Genomic DNA, 20,232 nt, shown 5'->3' with positions numbered 1-20,232 from the left:
TGGGTGAAAACGCTCAATCGCCATGGGCCACCACCCTTTCACCACGGTAGTCCAGGATCACGAAAATCTCCTGGCCTCGACAAACGTTGCTTCGGTTCGTTGTTCGAAGAATTGGAGCAATTCCCGTGCGACCGCCGAATCTCAGCCTGCTGCGTACTTGCAAGCGCCTAGCAGCACGCCGGGCGCCCGCTGACCTGCTGCATAGATATCTTGATCACTGGGTTGATAAGTCTGAAGAGACTGGACATACGTGCGCCGATACTGCACTCCGAGTTGAATAAAATCCTGCACTATGGGATTCGAGCTCGTATGCGCCAACTTCTCTAATGAATCCGCGGTCGAGCTCATTACCGGTACGACCGCATCCGTGAGCGCCTGCTGCTCGGCAGACCAATTGCTCACAGCGATTTGGGCGTCGGTGTTTACCCAGTTCTTGAACGCCGGACTCAGTAGCAGTTGATCAAGAGTTGAAGAGATATCTGAACAGACAGCGTCGGGGCTGTTAAACATGCGCTGCGGATTGGACAAATCCCCAATGGGCGCGATTGCACCTGGTGGCGCTGGCGACGGGACCAAAGCCGCGCGAGCCACGGCCGAACCGGATGAGATGGCGGCACAAACAGCCATGATGGTGTTCTCCGCAGTCGATCCGGCGCGCGCCAAATTGTCGTCGCGAGCTGTGTAGGTGGGGATGCTATCGGCATAGGCGCGCAAGTACGCTGTAAATTGTCCATACAGCTCACGCATCACCCGATGCGTGGTCATTTTGGCCAGTGGCACCGCCTGATCGGCGGCCTTACGCATGGCCTTTCCTACCGCGTCGTATTGCGCTCGAATTTCCGGTGTCCACGACGAAGCCGGAATGGCTGGATCGCGTTGTAACCATCCCTTGTTTTCGACATCGTACAAAGTGTTATTGATCGGTCCCCACGGCGCACACGACGGGTCCTCGGTGATGATCCCGACCGGCCCCTTGTCGTTGGCGCTTGCAACATCCGACGGCGCGGCCGAAGTAGTACCGCCACCGTTGCCGTTATTGCCACCGCTGCCCTTGGTACAAGACACCGCAACCACGGCCGTCACGGCGATCACCGCAACCAACGACACCGCCCCGATGGCCCACTTCGCGGCGCCCCCCTTCTTCGGCGGAACCGGAGCCGGCCACGGCTGCTGCTGACCCCACTGCCCGCCCGGACCCGGCTGATTCTGCCAGCCACCCGGCGGCTGCGGCGGGGGCGCACCCCACGTCGGCGGTTGCGTCACAGATCGCCCTCCCTCACAAACTCACAACGCAAAACAGTCAAGACCGAAAATTACACATCAACCGCAGGATTGGCGGCATGGCGGCCAGACCGTGGTGCGGGAGAAGACGGTGGCACTGGCGCGGTCGGGCCACTGGCCGGACCGGCAGCGGCATGCTTCGTGTCGGCCTCGCGGTCCTTCTTTTCGTCCGGCTTCTCGTCCCGCTTGTCCTCGCGAGCCTTTTCCTCGTCCGGCTTGCGGTCCTCGGGCTTGGCCTGCGGGCCACCGGCTCCACCAGCAGCTCCTCCGCCGGCAGCCCCAGCGCCAGCGTCGCCCGGCTTGCCGCCGTCCTTGCCGGCCTGACCCGCCAGCTGTTGGACCTGCTGTCCGATCTGCTGGGCCGCCTGCATCGCGGTCTGCGGAACCGACCCCAGCGCCTGCATCACCTGGGCGGGCGCCTGAAAGGCCTGCATAGCCATGCCCATCATCTGACCGAACTGGCCCATTCCACCGTCAGCGCCGCCGCCGGCCTGGCCAGCTCCGGGTGCGGGATTGACGTTCTCACCGGCCTTCTGGATCGTCTGCCCGCCTGCTTCGTCCCCGCTCTGATAGGCGCTCCGAGCCGACGACACTTTCCCTGCAAATGCCTGATCGTTGGCGGTCGCCGCCACGACCTTATCGTTCGCACCGTCAACCAAGCCCGGCAGGTATGAGGAAAGCATCAGACTGACTGGATCGGCCTTAGCGGGGATGTTCACCCCCTCTGCCGGCGGCACCGAAGCTGCAGACCACGACATGGTCTCCAGGTCGACCTTCAATTCACCGCTCAACGCGTCCACCCCCACATCTGGACAGTCCCGCATCTGAGATTACCCGTACCGCCAACCCCAGTCCTGCACCAATCTTGCGCAGCGCCGTACACGAGTTTGCTCAAATCACGAGCAGCAGCAGAAACCAGCGTCAGGCGGCCGACGTCACGCGGTAGACGTCGTACACGCCCTCGACATTGCGCACCACGTTCAGCACGTGACCGAGATGCTTCGGATCACCCATTTCAAAAGTGAAGCGGCTGATCGCAACTCGATCGTTGGACGTGGTGACCGACGCCGAAAGGATGTTCACCTTCTCGTCGGCGAGCACGCGGGTGACGTCGGACAGCAACCGGTGCCGGTCGAGCGCCTCGACCTGGATGGCCACCAGGAACACCGACGACGGCGACGGCGCCCACTTCACGTCGATGATGCGCTCGGCCTGTTGCTGCAGCGATGCGGCGTTGGTGCAGTCGGTCCGGTGCACGCTCACGCCACCGCCGCGGGTGACGAAGCCCATGATGTTGTCGCCGGGCACCGGCGTGCAGCACTTGGCCAGCTTGCACAGCACCCCGGGCGCGCCCGGAACGGCCACGCCCACATCGTCATTGGTGCGGCGCCGCACCGGCATGGTGGCCGGCGTCGACCGTTCGGCGATCTCGTCGGCGGCTTCGTCGTCACCACCGAGCGTGGCGACCAGGCGCTGCACGACGTGCCGAGCCGAGACATGGCCCTCACCGACCGCGGTATACAGAGCCGAGACGTCGGTATAGCGCAGCTCGCGAGCCAGCGCGGCCATGAGCTCGGCGTTCATCAACCGCTGCAATGGCATTCCGCCGCGGCGCACCTCACGGGCGATGGCGTCCTTGCCAGTCTCCAGCGCCTCTTCGCGCCGCTCCTTGGCGAACCACTGCCGGATCTTGGCCTTCGCGCGCGGCGACACCACGAACGTCTGCCAGTCGCGGGAGGGGCCGGCGTTCTGCGCCTTGGAGGTGAAAACCTCGACCACTTCACCGTTTTCGAGCTTGCGCTCGAGTGCCACCAGTCGCCCGTTGACCCGGGCGCCGATGCAGCGGTGGCCGACCTCGGTGTGCACCGCGTAGGCGAAGTCGACAGGCGTCGAACCGGCCGGCAGCGTGATCACGTCGCCCTTCGGCGTGAACACGAAAATCTCCTGGACGGCGAGGTCGTATCGCAGCGACTCCAGGAACTCGCCGGGGTCCGCGGCTTCCCGCTGCCAGTCGAGCAGTTGGCGCATCCACGCCATGTCGTCGATCTCGGTGGCATGACCGCCCGCCGGTAAACCGTTGCGGCCCTTGGCTTCCTTGTAACGCCAGTGCGCCGCGATGCCGTACTCCGCGGTGCGGTGCATGTCGATGGTGCGGATCTGCACCTCCAGCGGCTTGCCCTCGGGGCCGACGACCGTGGTGTGCAGCGACTGGTAGACACCAAAGCGCGGCTGCGCGATGTAGTCCTTGAAACGACCGGCCATCGGCTGCCACAGCGAGTGCACGACACCGACGGCGGCGTAGCAGTCCCGGATCTCGTCGCACAGGATGCGCACGCCCACCAGGTCGTGGATGTCGTCGAAGTCGCGGCCCTTGACGATCATCTTCTGGTAGATGGACCAGTAGTGCTTGGGCCGGCCCTCGACCGTCGCGTTGATCTTCATGGCGAGCAGTGAGCTCGCGATCTCGGCGCGCACCTTGGCCAGATAGGTGTCGCGTGACGGCGCCCGGTCGGCGACGAGCCGCACGATCTCCTCGTACCGCTTGGGGTGCAGGATCGCGAACGACAGGTCCTCGAGCTCCCATTTGACGGTGGCCATACCGAGCCGATGCGCAAGCGGCGCAATGACTTCCAGCGTCTCGCGGGCCTTGCGGGCCTGCTTCTCCGGCGGCAGGAACCGCATGGTGCGCATGTTGTGCAGCCGGTCAGCGACCTTGATCACCAGCACTCGGGGGTCGCGCGCCATGGCGATGATCATCTTGCGGATGGTCTCGGCCTCGGCGGCCGAGCCGAGCACAACCTTGTCCAGTTTGGTGACGCCGTCGACCAGATGGCCGACCTCGGTGCCGAACTCGGCGGTGAGCGCATCCAGCGTGTACCCGGTGTCCTCGACGGTGTCGTGCAGCAGCGCGGCGACGAGCGTCGTGGTGTCCATCCCGAGTTCGGCCAGGATGTTGGCCACGGCCAGCGGGTGGGTGATGTACGGGTCGCCGGACTTGCGCAGCTGCGGGGCGTGCCGCTCCTCGGCAATCTCGTAGGCGCGCTGCAGGATGGCCAGGTCTGCCTTCGGGTAGTACTCCCGGTGCACGGCGACCAACGGCTCGAGGACCGGGTTGACCAGGCTGCGCTGCGCGGTCATGCGGCGAGCAAGCCGGGCACGGACCCGGCGGGACGCGCTGACAGTGCTCTTGGTGGTTTCCAGCGACCCCGGCGTCGGCTCTGGCGGCGCCGACTGGACCTGCGTCACCTTGTCGTCAGCCAACGCCGCGCACCTCCTTCACCTGGTTTGTCGAGGATAGCCCCTCAGACCACGTACAGGCTGGTGACCGGCAGCGGTTCCAGCACAGCGCGTCCACCCAAGCCGTTCAGCTCCAGCACGACCGCAGCTGCCGTCACCGTCGCACCTGCCGCTTGCAGCAGCCGCACCGTTGCAGCAACCGTGCCACCGGTAGCCAGCACGTCGTCTATGACGACAACGCGCCGGCCGGTCAGATCGATCCCGTCAGCGGGAATCTCCAGCGTTGCGGTGCCGTACTCCAGTGCATAGGTCTGACTGTGCACCGGCGGTGGCAACTTGCCGCCCTTGCGGACGGCGAGGACACCGGTGCTCAGCCGCGTCGCGACCGCGGCGCCCAACAGAAAGCCGCGGGCATCAATGCCGGCGACCAGGTCCACACCGTCGGCGATCTCGGCGAGCGCGGCCGTCACAGCCGCCAGTCCGCGGCCGTCGGCCAGTAGCGGCGTCAGGTCCTTGAACTGGATGCCGGGCTCGGGGAAATCCGGCACCTCACGGACGAGTTCGGCGAAAAGGGCATTCAGATCGTTCACTTGCTTCCCCAACGGTCCATGTTCCAGCCGGCACCCCACCGCGTGGGATTGGCGCGCACCAATGTCATGTCTTTCGATACCAGCAGCGTCCGCTGCTGGCGGTACAGCGGCAGGGTCGGCACATCACCCCAGAGCACGGTCGCACCCTCACCGAGCAGGCGCGCCTGCTCCTTGGGGTCGGTGGTCACCGCTAGGGCCGCGATGACGCCGTCCACGCGGTCGTTGGCGTAGCCGGAGAGATTGTTGCCGTTGCCACCGTGCAGGTCGTAGGAATCCGCCACGGATGAGCCAGTGGACCCGCTGCCCGCTGCTCCCCCACCGCCGGACAGGAGCACGTCGATGTCGTTGGCGCGCAGGCTTTGTACACCCACCGTCGGCGAGGCCACCTCTTGCACGGTGATACCCGCAGCGGCACACGACTTCGTGATCGCGGCGACCACCGAGGCCAGCCGGGCATCCGGGCCGCGATAACCCAGGCGCACGGTCAGCGGCTGGCCGCCCGCCGCAGTCCGTGCCCCGTCGACGTCAGCGGCGGCGAATTGTCCGCTCGCATCGACATTTTCGGCCACGGACAGGGAATCGTCCGAAGCCGTGTTCAGCCGGGCGTTGCTGACGTAAACGCCGACCGCGGCGGCGATGGCGTTCCGCGGCGTACACAGCGCGACGGCACGCCGCATACCGGGATCAGCCAGCGCCCCTTGGGCCGCGAAGATCAACTGCTGAATGTCATCAGACGCGCTCTCGCTGCGCACGTAACTGGTCGGCACATCGTCCTTGCCGACCACTCCGGTGGCGATGTCGACGACCTCGACCTTGCCCGACTTGATCCGGCTCGCGATATCGGCACCGCGCGGCGACACCGTGATCTTGCCGATCACCGGCTTGGCGCCCCACCATTTGTCGTTGGCCGCCAACGTGATCGAGCCGTCTTTCGCCACCGACGCCAGCTTGTAAGGACCGGCCGACGGGAACCGCCTCAGGTCCGCGTCGGGTTTCAGCTCCCAGGTAGTGTTCCAGGCCGCGGCGATCTTGTCTATGGCCGGTCCGTCGCCGGTCTGCAGCGCCTTCGTCACCCCGCCGTCGCCCAGACCGAGCGAGTCGTCCAGGACGTGCGCCGGCAGCAGCGACGTCGCGGCGAACAATTGCCCGTAGTCCGTGATGTCGCGGTCCCGAACAAAAGTGACGCGAGCGCGCTTTTGACCCGGCGTGCAGTCGACGGCGGCCACGTCGACGTACCCGGCGCGGCTGGCCGCGTCGAACGCCGGGAACTGCCCCGACTGCGCGGCCCACGCCAGCACCATGTCGTCACATGTGACGGGTTTGCCGTCCGAGTACACGGCACTGTCGTTGATCTTGTAGTCGAGCGTCAGCGGAGCACGTCCGACCACCGAGACGGTGCCGAAGTCGCGGTCGGCGACCAGCTGCCCGTCGGGCCCCCGGAAGTTGAAACCTGTCTGGACGCGTGAAAACGCCTGCGGCGCACCCGAAGCCGCGCCGATGACCGACGCGGTGTTGTAGGTGGGCAGTGCGCCGTCGACGATGTAGTCGACGGCGTCGGTCGAACTGCCACAACCGGACAGGCCGAAACCGGCCACCAACATCACCGCACCGGCCAATGCGGTTCGGCGGAACCGGGCGGGCATGAGGGCTAGCCCCGGCTGTTTCGCTTACCCGACGGCTTACCGGTGGGCCGCAACGGCTTGGCCCCCGGCGCCGGCTTCTCCGGTGCGTCCACCGACACTGCGCCAACAGTCACTTCGTCGCCGCCGGCGCTGCCGCGCTCGGTCGACGACTTGCGACGGTTCAGCACGCGGCGGGTGTGGTTCCTCACCAGGTCGGTGCGCTCACGCATCGACACCAGCAGCGGTGTAGCGAAGAAGATCGACGAGTAGGTGCCGACGATGACACCAACCAGCTGAACGAGCGCCAGGTCCTTCAGGGTGCCCACGCCCAGCAGCCACACCGCGACCACCATCAGCGAGATTATCGGCAGCGCCGAGATGAGGCTGGTGTTGATGGACCGCATGAAGGTCTGGTTGACCGCCAGGTTCGCCTGCTCGGCGAACGTCCGTCGCGTGGTGTGCTCGAAGCCGTGAGTGTTCTCCTCGACCTTGTCGAACACGATGACCGTGTCGTAGAGCGAGAAGCCCAGGATGGTCAACAGGCCGATGACGGTAGCCGGGGTGACCTCGAAGCCGACCAGCGAGTACACGCCGGCGGTGCTGATCAGGTCGAAGGCCAGCGAGGCCAGCGCCGCCAGCGCCATGTAGCGCTCGTAGCGAATGGTGATGTAGATCGACACGATGACGATGAACACCACCAGCGCGATCAGCGCTTTCTTGGTGATCTGATCACCCCAGGTGGACGAGACCGCCGAATCGCTGATCACGTCCTTGGAGGCCTTGCCGTCCTCACCCTTGGGGTGGAACGTGTCGAACAGCGCGTTGCGCACCTTGTCGGTGTCCGCCGTCGACAGCGTCTCCGTGCGGATCTGCAGGGTGGCCGAGTCGCCGTTACCGACGCGCACCACCGACTCCGGCGCGTGGCCGAGCGTCTTGCTGAAGACGTCTTCGACCGCCTGCGGGGTGGCGGTGGTGGAGACGCCCGCCACCGGCATCGCGATCTTGGTGCCGCCCTCGAAGTCGATACCGAAGTTGAAGCCTCGGATGACGATGCTGGCGATCATGATCAGCATGATCACGCCGCTGATCGCGTACCACATGCGACGCTTGCCGATCACCTCGAAAGCACCGGTACCGGTGTAGAGCCGGACGAAGAATCCGTGGCGCGGCAGGTTGCCGCCCTGCTCGGCAGCGGCGGTTTCCTCGATCTCGGTCGCCGAATCTTCTTCGGCTGCAGCCGATTCGGTCAGCTCCAGGTCGGTGTCGTCAGTTGAATGCTTCGACATATCGCTGTTACCCCTGTCCCGTCAGGCTGGCCGCTCGCCGCTCGCGCGCAATCTGCTGTACGGCGCCGAGGCCGTTGTACGCAGGCTTGGCCATCCGCGCCGACTTGGACGCCAGGAAGACCAGCGGCCACGTCACCAGGAACACCACCACGATGTCGAGGATCGTGGTCAGGCCCAGCGTGAACGCGAAGCCCTTGACCTGGCCGACGGCCAGGATGTACAGCACCAGCGCGGCCAGGAAGGTGACCGCGTTGCCCGACACGATGGTCTTGCGGGCGCGGGCCCAACCGCGCGGCACCGCGGAGCGGAAGCTGCGGCCCTCGCGGATCTCGTCCTTTATGCGTTCGAAGAACACGACGAACGAGTCGGCGGTGGTACCGATACCGATGATCAGACCCGCGATACCGGCCAAGTCCAGCGTGTAGTTGATGTACCTACCCAGCAGCACCAGGATCGCGAACACCATGGCGCCCGAGGCGACCAGCGACAGCGCGGTGAGCAGACCGAGGACGCGGTAGTAGGCCAGCGAATAGAGCAGCACCAGGCCGAGGCCGATGAGACCCGCCCAGAGGCCGGCGCGCAGCGACGTCAGGCCCAGCGTGGCCGAGACCGTCTCGGCTTCGGACGACTCGAACGACAGCGGCAGCGAGCCGTACTTCAGCACATTGGCCAGGTCTTTGGCCGTCGAGGCGTTGAAGTGGCCGGTGATCTGCGTACGTCCGCCCGGGATCGCCTCCTGGATGGCCGGCGCGCTGACCACCTGGGAGTCGAGCACGAAGGCCGTCTGCGTGCCGATGTTGGCGGCGGTGAAGGTGGCCCAGACGTCGGCGGCCTTCTCTTTGAACGTGACGTCGACGACGTACTCGCCCTGCTGTTGGTTCAGACCTGAGGAGGCGTCCTTGATCTCGTCACCGCTGATGATCGACTTGTCCAGCAGGTAGACCTCTTTGTGGTCCTTGGAGCAGGTCACGAGCGGCAGGTTCGGGTCGTCGTTGCCGGCCAGCACGTCCTGCTGGTCGCAGCGGGTGGCCTGGAACTGCAGCGCCAGCAGCTGGATCTGCGGCTGGGTGCTCTGACGCAGGGCCTTCTCGTCGGCGATGCGCTGGGCCAGTTCGGCCTTGGGGCCATGCGGCGCGGGCGCGCCCGGGGCGGGGGCACCAGGAGCCGGGGCACCGGGGGCGCCCGGGGCCGGAGCGGCGGGGGCGCCGGGCTCAGGTGCAGCCGGGGCGGCGGGTTCAGGTGCAGCCGGAGCGCCGGGCTCAGGTGCGCCCGGAGCGGCGGGGGCCGGCGGAGCCGGCGTGGCCGAGGTCTCGGACGGTGCCGGGGTCGGCTCCTCCGGGAACGGGCGCGGCTGCGGCGCCGGCGCGGGCGCCGGAGCGGTGGTAGCCGGATGCGCGGGCATGCCCGGTGTCGGCGGGGTGATCGGGGCCTCCGGCTCGGCCGGGGCGATCAGCGGCGGCATGCCGGGCATGCCGGGCATTCCAGGCATCCCCCCGGGTGCGCCGGGCATTCCGCCGGGAGCCGGAGCTGCGGGTGCCGCGGGCTTCGCGGGCTGCGCGCCCTGTGCCGGGATGACGTGCACGACGGGCCGGATGTACAGCCGCGCGGTCTGGCCCAGGTTGCGGGCCTCGCTGCCATCCTGGCCGGGCACGGTGATGATCAGGTTCGAACCGTCGATGACGACCTCAGAACCCGAAACACCGAGGCCGTTCACACGAGCGCCGATGATCTCCTGGGCCTGGATCAGCGCCTCGCGGGTCGGCGTCGAGCCGTCAGGGGTACGTGCAGTCAGAGTGACCCGGGTACCGCCCTGCAGGTCGATGCCCAGCTTGGGCTTGGCCTGTTTGTCGCCGGTGAGAAACACCAGGAGGTAGGCACCGACGAGCAGCGCCAGGAACAACGACAAATAGCGGTATGGGTGCACCGGCGCCGAAGACGATGCCACGGTTCTAGGGTCTCCTTGAGATCGGTACGTCAGCCCCGCAAAGGGTACGTGTTGGTGCGGGAATGTCAGCCTTCGGTCTTCGGCGCGCCCTCTTCTGAGGGCGCCACAGTCAGGTCGTCAGCAGTCACGGCTTCATCCTCCGTGGCCTCGACGCGGTCGCGCACGGCCAGCTTCATCCAGGTGGTGACGACGCCGGGAGCGATCTCGAGGTCGACGTTGTCGTCGTCGATCCGGGTGATGGTGGCCTGCAGACCCGACGTGGTGTGCACGCGGTCGCCAACCTTCAGCGAGTTGTGCAGGTCGATGGTGGCCTGCATCTGCTTCCGCTGACGCCGCGACGCGAAGAACATGAACGCACCCATGACCAGCAGCAGCGGCAGGAAGACAACCAAATCCATGACAGCGAAAATCTTTCGTTCTGTTGAGTCTGTGAACTCCGCAAGCGAGCCGGACCAGCCGATCGACGTCCCGCGGTACTGACCAGTGTGCCATCACGGGCGTCAGCGGCCGCAACCGGCGCGAGCGCCGACGGGCACTACTGCGGTTGCGAGGCCAGGTAGTCAGCTGCCGGGATCGGGCTGGGCGCCGAGTATCCAACCGGCAGGACGAGATCCCCGACCGTGGTCCGGTAGTAGACCTGCCATTGGTGGTAGCCCGCGAACGCCGCGGGATCGGCGGTCAGCACCGCCGCGTAATCGTCGACCGCGCGCACGTACGCGCCGGAATGGTTGTAGTGGTGCAGGGCGCCGTCCCGGTCGGCGGCGAAACCGTTGGCGGCCAGGTAGCGACCGGCCGCGAGGATGGCATCGCGCGGCGCGCGGATGTCACCGCTGCCGTATGCAGCGAACGTCGACGGCAGGAACTGCATGGGGCCCTGCGCGCCGGCCGTACTGTCGCCGTTGATCCGGCCGAACCGCGACTCGACGAGGTTGATCGCCGCGAGATACGTCCAGTCGACCCCGGACGCCGCCTGCGCCTCGCGGTAGTAGCCGAGAAGTTCGTCGGCGGGCGCCGGCGGCTGGATGGTCCACGGTGGAACGGTGTCGCGCGGCGGTGTCATCCCGAACAGTTGACGGCCGGCGTCGACGTTGCGCTCATAGGCCGTGGTCAGGGCGGGCGGGATGCGCGGTGCGATGACGGCATCCCAGTCCGGGTGCCGGGCGATGTCGCGGTACGCCGCCTGCTGCCGGTGTGCCGCGGAGATCAACGCCGGTTCGGGCGTCCCCGGGTCGCGCACCGCCTGTTCGTCGGCGACCAGGCCGTCGGCGATCTGCGCCGGGTCAGGCCCTGGGTCCGCGCTCGACCGCGCGGTGCCGGTGAGCGCAAGCACGACGGCGACGACGGCGGCCGCCCACCGACGGATCACCTCACTGTCACGATCACCAGCAGCACGACCGCGATCGCCGGGAAGAGGCCCTGTGAGATCGCCGCGCGCGCCTTGTCCGGGGACGACAGCAGCAACACCAGCGCCGCGGCCAGCATGGAACCGACCCCGGCGAAGATCAGCGCGAGACCGATTCCGCAGTGCCCCATGGCAATTGCTGCGATACCGATGGCGGTGACGACAGCCAGGAACAGGTTGTAGAAACCCTGATTGAAGGCCATCTCCTTGGTGTCCACCGCCTGTTGCTCGGTGAGGCCGAAGGTGGCCCGGGTACGCGGTGAGGTCCAGGTGAGGGACTCCATCACGAAGATGTACACGTGCAACAGCGCGGCCAGGCCGGCAACGATCAACCCTGCAGTCAGCATGAGCACTATTCAAACAGTCCGGCTTGCCCAAGTCCGTTTATCGGCGGTTGTAGGCCCAGATGCGTCCACGCCTGCGGGGTGGCCACGCGGCCCCGCGGGGTCCGGGCGATCATGCCGGCGCGCACCAGGAACGGCTCGCACACTTCCTCGACGGTGGTGGCCTCCTCCCCCACCGCGACCGCCAGCGTCGAGACGCCGACCGGGCCGCCCCCGAAACTCTTGGTCAGCGCGGTCAATACCGCCCGGTCCAGACGATCCAGGCCGAGCTCGTCGACGTCGTAGACCGCGAGTGCGGCCTTGGCCACGTCCCGGGTGATGACGCCGTCCGCGCGGACCTCGGCGTAGTCGCGAACGCGCCGCAGCAGCCGGTTCGCGATGCGTGGCGTGCCGCGGGACCGCCGGGCCACTTCCGCGCCGGCCTCGGTACCCAGCTCGATACCGAGGATGCCGGCCGAGCGAGCCAGCACCCGTTCCAACTCGGGCGGCTCGTAGAAGTCCATGTGAGCGGTGAAACCGAACCGGTCGCGCAGCGGGCCGGTCAGCGCGCCCGAGCGGGTCGTCGCACCGACCAGGGTGAACGGCGCGACCTCCAGAGGAATCGACGTCGCGCCGGGTCCCTTGCCGACGACGACGTCGACCCGGAAGTCCTCCATGGCCAGGTACAGCATCTCCTCGGCGGGGCGGGCGATGCGGTGGATCTCGTCGATGAACAGGACGTCGCCCTCGACCAGGTTGCTGAGCATGGCGGCCAGATCGCCGGCGCGTTCCAGCGCAGGACCCGACGTGACGCGCAGTGACGAGCTCAACTCGGCGGCGATGATCATGGCCAGCGAGGTCTTGCCGAGGCCGGGCGGCCCCGACAGCAGGATGTGGTCGGGTGTGCCGCCGCGGTTCTTGGCGCCTTCGAGGACCAGTTGCAGCTGTTCACGCACCCTGGGCTGGCCGATGAACTCGCGCAGCGACTTGGGCCGCAGGCTGGCGTCGACGTCGCCCTCACCGACGGTCAGCGCGGGTGATACTTCCCGGTCCTGTGGCTCGTCAGGCCCGGCGCCCTCGTCTTCGAAGCGGCTCACTTCTTACCCAACATCGACAGGGCGGACCGCAGCGCCGTGGCGGTGTTGGCGTCCGGATCGTTGGCGAGCACCTTGTCGGTGGCCTCCTCGGCCTGCTTGGCCGGAAAACCGAGTCCGATGAGGGCTTCCACAACCGGTCCACGAATCGAATGCCCTCCGACGGCACCGCCGCCCGCTCCCGCCGTCGCACCGATCTTGTCGCGCAGCTCCAGCACAATGCGCTCGGCGCCCCGCTTGCCGATGCCCGGCACCCGGGTCAGGGCGGTCACGTCGCCGTCGGCCAAGGCCTGTCGCAACGTCGGAGCGTCGTATACCGCGAGGGTCGCCAGCGCGATCTTGGGACCGACACCGGACACCCCGAGAAGGGTGTTGAACAGGTCGCGGGCGTCGGAGTCGGCGAAGCCGTACAGCGTCTGGGAGTCCTCGCGCACGATCATCGCGGTGATCAGTCGCGACTCGGCGCCACGGCGCAGCGTGGACAGCGTCGCCGGGGTGGCCATGATCTTGTAGCCGACGCCGGCGGCCTCGATCACCGCGTGATCGAGCGCGACGTCGATGACCTCGCCACGGACCGATGCGATCATGCGCGTGCCGCCTTCACCTTTGCCGCGTACTGCTTCTTGAACTCCGCCGCTTTGGCCTCCGCCGCGGCCATCCGGGCGATCATGGGCGCCCGCCAGCAGTGACAGATGGCCAGGGCCAACGCGTCGGCGGCGTCAGCCGGAGTCGGTTTCTGTTGCAACCCAAGGATTTTGGTGACCATGGTGGTGACCTGGGCCTTGTCCGCCCGACCGTTTCCGGTGACGGCGGCCTTCACCTCACTGGGCGTGTGGAAATGGACGTCGATCCCCCGGCGCGCCGCCGCCAGGGCGATGACGCCGCCGGCCTGTGCCGTGCCCATGGCGGTGTTGGCGTTCTGGTTGGCGAACACCCGCTCGATGGCGATGACGTCGGGCCGGTGGGTGTCCATCCAGTGCTCGACGGTGTCGCTGATGGTCAGCAACCGCCGCTGCAGCTCGACGTCCGACGGGGTACGCACCACGTCGACATCGAGCGCGGTGACCTTGCGCCCCGTGCCACCCTCGATCATCGAGAGGCCACAGCGCGTCAGACCAGGGTCGACGCCCATCACCCGCACGCCCACTCCTCACTACGGTCCCGAACAGCTGTTCGATAGCTTAGCGGGCGGTGGCGACAGTTCCGGCGAGGGACACGCCTCAGATGTGGGCGGGCACGTGACACAGTGGACGCATGCGGGTCGTCATCGCGGGCGGACACGGGAAAATCGCCCTACTGCTGGAACAACTGCTTGCCCGTCGCGGCGACACGGTAGCCGGGCTGATCCGCAATCCGGCCCATGCCCCCGACGTGGAGTCGGCCGGCGCGACGGCGATCGTGCTCGACCTCGAGCAGGCGTCGGTGGCCGACGTCGCCGCGCAACTCGAGGGTGCCGACGCAGTGGTGTTCGCGGCCGGGGCCGGCCCGGGCAGCGGGGCCGAACGCAAACAGACAGTGGACCGGGACGCGGCGATCCTGCTGGCCGATGCCGCTGAAGCCGCCGGGGTGACGCGCTACGTCATGGTCTCGGCGATCTCGGCCGACGACCGCAGCCTGGATGCTGGTTACGACCCCGTGTTCCTGGCGTACATCCGGGCCAAGGCCGAGGCCGACGCCGACGTGCGGGCCCGCACCGGATTGACGACGACGATCGTCCGACCGGGACGACTCACCGACGAGCCCGGCATCGGCCTGGTGCACATCGCGGAAAACACGGGCCGCGGCAGCATTCCGCGCGCGGATGTCGCGGCCGTTCTCCTGGCCGTACTGGATGCGCCGGAAACCGCCGGGCGGACGTTCGAACTGATCTCCGGGAACATCCCGATCACCGCGGCGCTCGGCTGAGCGGGTTCATCGCGCGACAAGCGGGCCACCGGCGGCCCGCCACTGAATGAGCCCACCTGTCATGTTCACCGCTTCGAAACCGTTCTCCACCAACAGATTTGCCGCGCCGGCGGACCGGATGCCCCCGGTGCAGAACGTGATGAGCAAGCGATCGTCGGGAAGTTCGAGGCAGCCCTCGGGCAATGCTTCCAGCGGCAGGTGCACCGCACTCGCAATGTGCACCCGATGCCATTCGAAAGCGCGGCGCACGTCGACGACGAGTGCGCCCTCTTCGACGAGCCGCAGCGCCTCGGCCGCCGTGACGGCCGGTGGCCGCCGCAGATAATGGCGGATGCTCATACGTACCTCGATCCCGGGTGCACGACCATCAGCACCACGACGACGACCCAGAGCAGGTTGAAGACGCCCGTCACCATGCCGAGGACCCGCAGTTCGGCGACACCGCCCGGCGTGGCGAGCGCCTGCGCCTGACGTGGCGCGATCTGCACCACGAGCAGAACGCCGGCGACGGCCGTGAGCGCGACCGCCGTGATGATCCACACTTCGGACATGCGCCCTTGGACTCCCGCGAGGGCGAGGCCGACGATGGGAACCACGAGCGCCAGCACGCCGTAGACGCGGGTGATCCGATGCAGCAGCCGGGCGGTGCCTGCACTGCGTTCGGCATCCGCGGACGCGCCCACGACTGGCGCGTATCGGGGAAACAGGCTGGTGGCCACGGCAATCGGCCCGACGAAGAGGATGCCCGCTACGACATGAACGGACAACAGCAGCGCTTGCATAACCTTCAGCCTAACTGAAGGTTATGCAGAGTCGGACGTGATCCGCCTCATGTACGTGCGAAGCGCCTCTGTCAGTTCGGGATGCTGCGCGGTGAACTCAGCGTCGAGAGCGGTCACGACGTCAGCGGCGCGATTCAACAGCGCGTCGCCCTCGGCCGTCACGCGCAAGGTGGATGCCGCACCGGCATGGGCCGTGCCGTCATCGACCAGACCTGCCTCAACGAACCCCGCTACGGCGGCGTGCACACTCTGCACAGTGATCCGGGACCGTCGCGCGAGCTCACTGAACGAGATGCCGGCACTTCCGCGAATGTGCCCCAGCAGGCCGTACTTTCGCGTCGTCAGACCCAGCGGCTTCAGCGCGTCGGCGAATGCGGCATCCCAGACCCGGCTGACCGTCAGCAGTGCGACAGTCGGGCTGAACGGAGGCGGCTGGGACATGCTCGGCACGCTACCGCCGAAGCGGTTATTCCTCGTCGAGCTGTGCGGCGACGTCGTCCGGGATGTCGACGTTGGTGTAGACGTTCTGCACGTCGTCACTGTCCTCGAGCGCGTCGACCAACTTGAACACCTTGCGGGCGCCCTCGAGGTCGACCTGCACCGACACCGACGGCTGGAAGCCGGACTCGGCGGAGTCGTAGTCGATACCGGCGTCCTGCAGCGCGGTGCGCACCGCGACCAGGTCGGTCGGCTCGCAGATGACCTCGAACGCGTCACCGAGGTCGTTGACCTCTTCGGCGCCGGCGTCCAGGACGGCCATCAGCACGTCGTCCTCGGTCTGACCGTTCTTCTCCAGGGTGATGATGCCCTTGCGGGAGAACAGGTAAGACACCGAACCGGGGTCGGCCATGTTGCCGCCGTTGCGGGTCATCGCGACGCGGACCTCGCCGGCGGCGCGGTTGCGGTTGTCGCTCAGGCACTCGATGAGCACGGCGACACCGTTGGGGCCGTAGCCCTCGTACATGATGGTCTGCCAGTCGGCGCCGCCGGCCTCTTCGCCCGCGCCACGCTTGCGGGCCCGCTCGATGTTGTCGTTCGGGACCGAGGTCTTCTTGGCCTTCTGGATAGCGTCGTACAGCGTCGGGTTGCCGCCCGGATCACCACCGCCGGTGCGTGCCGCCACCTCGATGTTCTTGATCAGCTTGGCGAACTCTTTACCTCGGCGCGCGTCCTTGACGGCCTTCTGGTGCTTGGTTGTCGCCCACTTGGAATGGCCGCTCATGCGTGTACGCCCTCTTTCTGGTGAAACTTCGATTGACCAGTTTACGTGGGCGGGATAGCGGGCCCGACAGGCCTGGTCAATCGCAGAAACAGACGTTACTTCTTGGCCGGTACGGCCAGGTTGTAGACGGTGTCGGACCCGACTTTCATGGGCGCGAAGTTGGCACTCACCCAGTCCGCGATGTCGCTGTGCGCATCAGCGCCCCAGTGCCCCTTGTTGTCGGAGACGATGTAGTACGCCACCTCGTGGCCCGCCACATATGACTGGAACTGCTGCAGCGTCGGGACCGGGTCACTGCCGCCGAATCCACCGATCGCGATGACGGGCGTGCGGGTGTCCAGCTCCAGGCCGGCGGCCGGCGACGACCGGTCGATCGCGGCGGACCACTTCGTGGTGGTCGCCTTGAGCAGCGCGTTCAATTGGGGGTTGGCGTCCCGCTGACCCCAGCCGCCGTGCCCCTTGTCGTCCTTGTCCGCCGGGCCGACGGACGGTCCGCCGCCGAGATGCGGCTGGCCGAAGGTCGCGAGCGAGTAGGCCACTGATCCCCCGACGGCGCCGAACATCGCCAGTGCCAGCGCCAGCGTCGCCATGCGCTTGCGGTTGTCGCCGCCCGACCAGATCAGTGCGGCGGCCCCGGCAACCGCGGCGGCCAGGAGCACCCAGCGCAATGCGGGCAGCCATTCGGCATTGCGGTCCAGGATCACAAAACCCCACACCCCACTGGCCAAAAGCACTGTCGCCAAACCGATCCGGTGCAGCTTGGAATCCCGGCGGCGCCAGAACTCGACGACGAAGATCGCGAACATCGCGGCCATCGCCGGAACCAGCGCGAGGCAGTAGTACGGGTGCACGTTGGTCTTCATGAAGCTCAGCACCAGGCCGACGCTCACCAGCCAGCCGCCGAACAGGAGTGCGCCGGCACGGACCAGATCGGTGCGGGGTGCGCGTCCACGGGAGATCAAGACGAGCACCGTGGCCAGGAGCGCGGCCGGCACCAGCCAGCCGATCTCGAAGCCGAACTCGCCGGTGAACAGTCGCGGCAGGCCCTGAGTCTGATCGCCCATGCCAAACCCGTGATGCCCTGCCGTCTTGATCGCCTCGCCGGCGGCGTGACCCGCGTGCTCACCGGTGAGGGTGTGCACCATCGACGGCTTGTCGGGGTCGATCCTGCCCATGTGGTTCTTGCCGAGCACGCGACCAAACCCGTTGTAGCCCAATACCAGATTCATGAAGCTGTTGTCGGTCGAACCCGCCATGTACGGGCGCGACGACGCCGGCCACAGGATCGTCAGCACCACGAACCAGCCGGCGGAGGCCAGCAGCGCACCCAGCGCGCCCAGCAGGTGCCACAGCCGGCTGCGCAGCGCTACGGGCGCGGCGATCAGGTACGTCAGCCCGAGGGCCGGCATCACCATCAAGCCTTCGAGCATCTTGGCCAGGAACGCGAACCCGAGGGCGACACCGGCCAGCGCCATCCATTTGGCGCCACCGCGGCGAGCCGCGTCGTCGACACCGCGGCGAGCCGCGTCGTCGACACTGCCGTGGACCGCCCGGACGGTGAAGTAGGCCGCCAGCGTCATCAGCAGCACCATGGCCGCATCGGGGTTGTTAAAGCGGAACATCATGGCGGACACCGGAGTCAGTGCGAGCACCGCCCCGGCGAGCAGACCGGCTGCCGGACCACTGATCCGTCGCACCGAGGCATAGAGCAGCCACACCGAGCCGACCGCCATCAGCGCCTCGGGGATCAACATGCTGGCGCTGCTGAAGCCGAAGATCTGGCCGGACAGCGCCATGACCCACTGCGATAGCGGCGGCTTGTCCACCGTGATGACGTTGTGCGGGTCGATGGACCCGAACAGCAGCGCCTCCCAGTTTTGCGAGCCGGCCCATACGGCGGCCGCATAGAACTGGTTGCCCATGCCGTTGACGGTGATGTTCCACAGGTAGCCGGCCGCGGTGACGACCAGCAGCAGAGCCAGCGCGGCGCGCTCCCCGGTCTTGGTCGCGAGACTCCAGCGCCGTGGCGCCGCGGTCTCCGGCTCGGCCGCCGGGGCGTCGAGGACGGCAGCGGATGTCGTAGTCACCCGACCATTAAGGCAGCTCCAGCTATGGCCTAGCTGTGAAGCCGGCGAGCCACCGCTATGACTTGCCGACCGGTACGCAGTTCATGAATCTGCTCACAATCAGCAGATTTACCCCCGGCATATCCAGTGAACATTCGTACACTCATTTCATGGACGACCCCCTCGCCAGCGAAGCCGGCACCCTTGCCGCTCTCGGCCTGAATGAGCTGGGCGGCGCCGTCGACGGCATCCACCAGGTCCAGCGCGCCATCTCCGAGCGCGTGTTCCGGCTGGTGGGTTTCGGTGTCGGTCCGGCGGCCAAGCCCGTGAAGGTCGTCTACGACGCCATCACCGACGGCGTCTACTCCACCATCAGTCACACGATGACGACGGCGGCGCCCCTCGCCGGCAAGGCGGTACACGGACAAGTCACAGGCAAGCTGTCCGACCGGCCCGGCAGTGCCCGGGCGCTCGCGGCACTGCAAGGTCTGATCGGCGACAAGCTCCACGAGCAGGGCTCTGTGCTGGCGACCACGATGTCGGTGCGCGTCGACGGCCGGCCCGTCGCACTCGACACCGACAGCCTGCGGGCCGCCTACCCTGCTCTCTCGGGCGACGTCGTCGTCTTTCTCCACGGCTTGATCGAGACCGAGGCATTCTGGGCGCTCGGCAAGCGGCCGACCTACAGCCAGCGCCTCGGAGCCGACATCGGCATCACCGGCGTGGAGATCCGCTACAACACCGGTCTGCACATCTCCGACAACGGCCTGCTGCTTGCCGACCTGCTGGATAAATTGGTGGCGGCGTGGCCGGTGCCGGTGACCTCGATCTCGCTGGTCGGCCATTCGATGGGCGGCCTGGTGATCCGCTCGGCCTGCGCGGTGCCCGACCGGGCATGGGTGGACCAGGTGCGCACGGTCGTCACGCTGGGCACACCGCACACCGGCGCACCGCTGGAGAAGGTCGTGCACTACGGGTCGGCCGCACTCAGCGCGCTGCCGGAAACCCGGCCGTTCGGCAGCCTGCTGCGGCGCCGCAGCACCGGAATACGCGACCTGCGGTTCGGCTCGCTCGACGAACGCGACTGGCGTGACCGGGAGCCGGATGCCCTGCGCGCCGCAGCACCGATCGAGATACCGCTGCTCGACGGGGTGTCGTACTACTGCGTGACCGCGACCCTGGCCCGGACGCCGGCCAACCCGATCGGCTGGGTGCTCGGCGACGGACTGGTTCAGGTGCGCAGCGCGCGCGGCCGAAGCAGGAAGCGGGACATGGGGTTCGACCGCGACAATCACCTGCACCTGCCGGAGGCGCATCACTTCACGCTGCTGAACGACGAGCGGATCTACGAGCGCCTGCGCGTCTGGTTGGCGTGATTTGTGCACGACGATCCGCGGTCAGTGGCTGTTGCGTTTTGTGTTGCGTGGTTGATGCACTCGGGTTTTGAGTGGGGTCGCGGCGTGTCATCTTCGGTTAG

General features: G+C 67.3%; 20 protein-coding genes. 2 read left to right on the top strand and 18 right to left on the bottom strand.

All coding sequences use genetic code 11. The features are described from left to right. Positions 1-141: 141 nt before the first annotated feature. The 13 genes from AC3WTE_RS18140 to ruvC all read right to left on the bottom strand — a co-directional run bounded on the left by AC3WTE_RS18140 (position 142) and on the right by ruvC (position 13,921). A complete protein-coding gene (locus AC3WTE_RS18140) occupies positions 142-1,107 on the bottom strand; it encodes an ESX-1 system-associated protein (protein WP_492439628.1) in 966 nt (321 codons plus the stop codon). Between the two features lie 206 nt (positions 1,108-1,313). After that, a complete protein-coding gene (locus tag AC3WTE_RS18135) occupies positions 1,314-2,072 on the bottom strand; it encodes a hypothetical protein (RefSeq protein WP_492439626.1) in 759 nt (252 codons plus the stop codon). A gap of 130 nt (positions 2,073-2,202) precedes the next feature. Next, entirely contained in the window at positions 2,203-4,542 is a 2,340-nt protein-coding gene (locus tag AC3WTE_RS18130) for a RelA/SpoT family protein (RefSeq protein ID WP_492439624.1), read from the bottom strand. A gap of 41 nt (positions 4,543-4,583) precedes the next feature. Beyond that, positions 4,584-5,108: an adenine phosphoribosyltransferase gene (locus AC3WTE_RS18125; protein WP_459369868.1), complete on the bottom strand. Its 525-nt coding sequence runs from the start codon at positions 5,106-5,108 to the stop codon at positions 4,584-4,586. Beyond that, positions 5,105-6,751: an ABC transporter substrate-binding protein gene (locus AC3WTE_RS18120; RefSeq protein ID WP_492439623.1), complete on the bottom strand. Its 1,647-nt coding sequence runs from the start codon at positions 6,749-6,751 to the stop codon at positions 5,105-5,107. Before AC3WTE_RS18120 ends, AC3WTE_RS18125 begins: the two co-directional genes overlap by 4 nt. A gap of 5 nt (positions 6,752-6,756) precedes the next feature. Continuing rightward, positions 6,757-8,016, bottom strand: coding sequence for a protein translocase subunit SecF (secF, locus tag AC3WTE_RS18115; RefSeq protein WP_492439621.1), 1,260 nt, complete (start codon positions 8,014-8,016; stop codon positions 6,757-6,759). Between the two features lie 7 nt (positions 8,017-8,023). After that, a complete protein-coding gene (secD, locus tag AC3WTE_RS18110) occupies positions 8,024-9,961 on the bottom strand; it encodes a protein translocase subunit SecD (RefSeq protein ID WP_492439619.1) in 1,938 nt (645 codons plus the stop codon). A 65-nt stretch (positions 9,962-10,026) separates the two neighbouring features. Beyond that, a complete protein-coding gene (gene yajC, locus AC3WTE_RS18105; RefSeq protein ID WP_492439618.1) occupies positions 10,027-10,359 on the bottom strand; it encodes a preprotein translocase subunit YajC in 333 nt (110 codons plus the stop codon). A 137-nt stretch (positions 10,360-10,496) separates the two neighbouring features. Further along, positions 10,497-11,291: a lytic transglycosylase domain-containing protein gene (locus tag AC3WTE_RS18100; protein WP_492439892.1), complete on the bottom strand. Its 795-nt coding sequence runs from the start codon at positions 11,289-11,291 to the stop codon at positions 10,497-10,499. A gap of 32 nt (positions 11,292-11,323) precedes the next feature. Then, positions 11,324-11,710, bottom strand: coding sequence for a DUF1304 domain-containing protein (locus tag AC3WTE_RS18095; RefSeq protein WP_459369863.1), 387 nt, complete (start codon positions 11,708-11,710; stop codon positions 11,324-11,326). 5 nt (positions 11,711-11,715) lie between these two features. Then, entirely contained in the window at positions 11,716-12,783 is a 1,068-nt protein-coding gene (ruvB, locus tag AC3WTE_RS18090) for a Holliday junction branch migration DNA helicase RuvB (RefSeq protein WP_492439614.1), read from the bottom strand. Beyond that, the gene (gene ruvA, locus AC3WTE_RS18085; protein ID WP_492439612.1) at positions 12,780-13,367 is read right to left on the bottom strand and encodes a Holliday junction branch migration protein RuvA; all 588 of its coding nucleotides are present in this window, start codon (positions 13,365-13,367) and stop codon (positions 12,780-12,782) included. Before ruvA ends, ruvB begins: the two co-directional genes overlap by 4 nt. Continuing rightward, entirely contained in the window at positions 13,364-13,921 is a 558-nt protein-coding gene (gene ruvC / locus AC3WTE_RS18080; RefSeq protein WP_029105302.1) for a crossover junction endodeoxyribonuclease RuvC, read from the bottom strand. The genes ruvA and ruvC overlap by 4 nt, the downstream gene beginning before the upstream one ends. Positions 13,922-14,034: 113 nt before the next feature. On the opposite strand from ruvC, the gene AC3WTE_RS18075 reads away from it, so the two are divergent. Further along, on the top strand, positions 14,035-14,685 hold the full coding sequence (locus AC3WTE_RS18075) for an NAD(P)H-binding protein (RefSeq protein ID WP_492439610.1): 651 nt from the start codon (positions 14,035-14,037) through the stop codon (positions 14,683-14,685). 6 nt (positions 14,686-14,691) lie between these two features. Here the strand turns inward: AC3WTE_RS18075 and AC3WTE_RS18070 are convergent, their stop codons facing one another. The 5 genes from AC3WTE_RS18070 to AC3WTE_RS18050 form a co-directional block, all read right to left on the bottom strand. Next, complete coding sequence (locus AC3WTE_RS18070) at positions 14,692-15,024, bottom strand: rhodanese-like domain-containing protein (protein WP_492439608.1); 333 nt, start codon at positions 15,022-15,024, stop codon at positions 14,692-14,694. Then, positions 15,021-15,467: a hypothetical protein gene (locus AC3WTE_RS18065; protein ID WP_492439606.1), complete on the bottom strand. Its 447-nt coding sequence runs from the start codon at positions 15,465-15,467 to the stop codon at positions 15,021-15,023. The genes AC3WTE_RS18070 and AC3WTE_RS18065 overlap by 4 nt, the downstream gene beginning before the upstream one ends. Positions 15,468-15,488: 21 nt before the next feature. After that, on the bottom strand, positions 15,489-15,908 hold the full coding sequence (locus AC3WTE_RS18060) for a MarR family winged helix-turn-helix transcriptional regulator (RefSeq protein WP_492439604.1): 420 nt from the start codon (positions 15,906-15,908) through the stop codon (positions 15,489-15,491). Between the two features lie 25 nt (positions 15,909-15,933). Beyond that, positions 15,934-16,689: a YebC/PmpR family DNA-binding transcriptional regulator gene (locus tag AC3WTE_RS18055; RefSeq protein ID WP_459369856.1), complete on the bottom strand. Its 756-nt coding sequence runs from the start codon at positions 16,687-16,689 to the stop codon at positions 15,934-15,936. A gap of 95 nt (positions 16,690-16,784) precedes the next feature. After that, positions 16,785-18,776: a glycosyltransferase family 39 protein gene (locus AC3WTE_RS18050; RefSeq protein WP_492439602.1), complete on the bottom strand. Its 1,992-nt coding sequence runs from the start codon at positions 18,774-18,776 to the stop codon at positions 16,785-16,787. A gap of 149 nt (positions 18,777-18,925) precedes the next feature. Between AC3WTE_RS18050 and AC3WTE_RS18045 the strand changes: the two genes are divergently transcribed. Then, the gene (locus tag AC3WTE_RS18045; RefSeq protein ID WP_492439601.1) at positions 18,926-20,131 is read left to right on the top strand and encodes an esterase/lipase family protein; all 1,206 of its coding nucleotides are present in this window, start codon (positions 18,926-18,928) and stop codon (positions 20,129-20,131) included. Positions 20,132-20,232 lie beyond the last annotated feature (101 nt).

It is taken from the genome of Mycobacterium sp. FW102-FHT13B02, from assembly GCF_058790275.1.
Note: the sequence above shows the minus strand (reverse complement) of the source record. Positions and strands in the feature narration are given on the sequence as shown.

Coding starts and splice junctions, on each gene's coding strand:
- secF (WP_492439621.1), bottom strand. CDS start 8,016: ATGTCGAAGCATTCAACTGACGACACCGACCTGGAGCTGACCGAATCG.
- AC3WTE_RS18065 (WP_492439606.1), bottom strand. CDS start 15,467: ATGCAAGCGCTGCTGTTGTCCGTTCATGTCGTAGCGGGCATCCTCTTC.
- AC3WTE_RS18120 (WP_492439623.1), bottom strand. CDS start 6,751: ATGCCCGCCCGGTTCCGCCGAACCGCATTGGCCGGTGCGGTGATGTTG.
- AC3WTE_RS18055 (WP_459369856.1), bottom strand. CDS start 16,689: ATGAGCGGCCATTCCAAGTGGGCGACAACCAAGCACCAGAAGGCCGTC.
- AC3WTE_RS18060 (WP_492439604.1), bottom strand. CDS start 15,908: ATGTCCCAGCCGCCTCCGTTCAGCCCGACTGTCGCACTGCTGACGGTC.
- AC3WTE_RS18045 (WP_492439601.1), top strand. CDS start 18,926: ATGGACGACCCCCTCGCCAGCGAAGCCGGCACCCTTGCCGCTCTCGGC.
- ruvA (WP_492439612.1), bottom strand. CDS start 13,367: ATGATCGCATCGGTCCGTGGCGAGGTCATCGACGTCGCGCTCGATCAC.
- yajC (WP_492439618.1), bottom strand. CDS start 10,359: ATGGATTTGGTTGTCTTCCTGCCGCTGCTGCTGGTCATGGGTGCGTTC.
- AC3WTE_RS18095 (WP_459369863.1), bottom strand. CDS start 11,710: ATGCTGACTGCAGGGTTGATCGTTGCCGGCCTGGCCGCGCTGTTGCAC.
- AC3WTE_RS18075 (WP_492439610.1), top strand. CDS start 14,035: ATGCGGGTCGTCATCGCGGGCGGACACGGGAAAATCGCCCTACTGCTG.
- AC3WTE_RS18070 (WP_492439608.1), bottom strand. CDS start 15,024: ATGAGCATCCGCCATTATCTGCGGCGGCCACCGGCCGTCACGGCGGCC.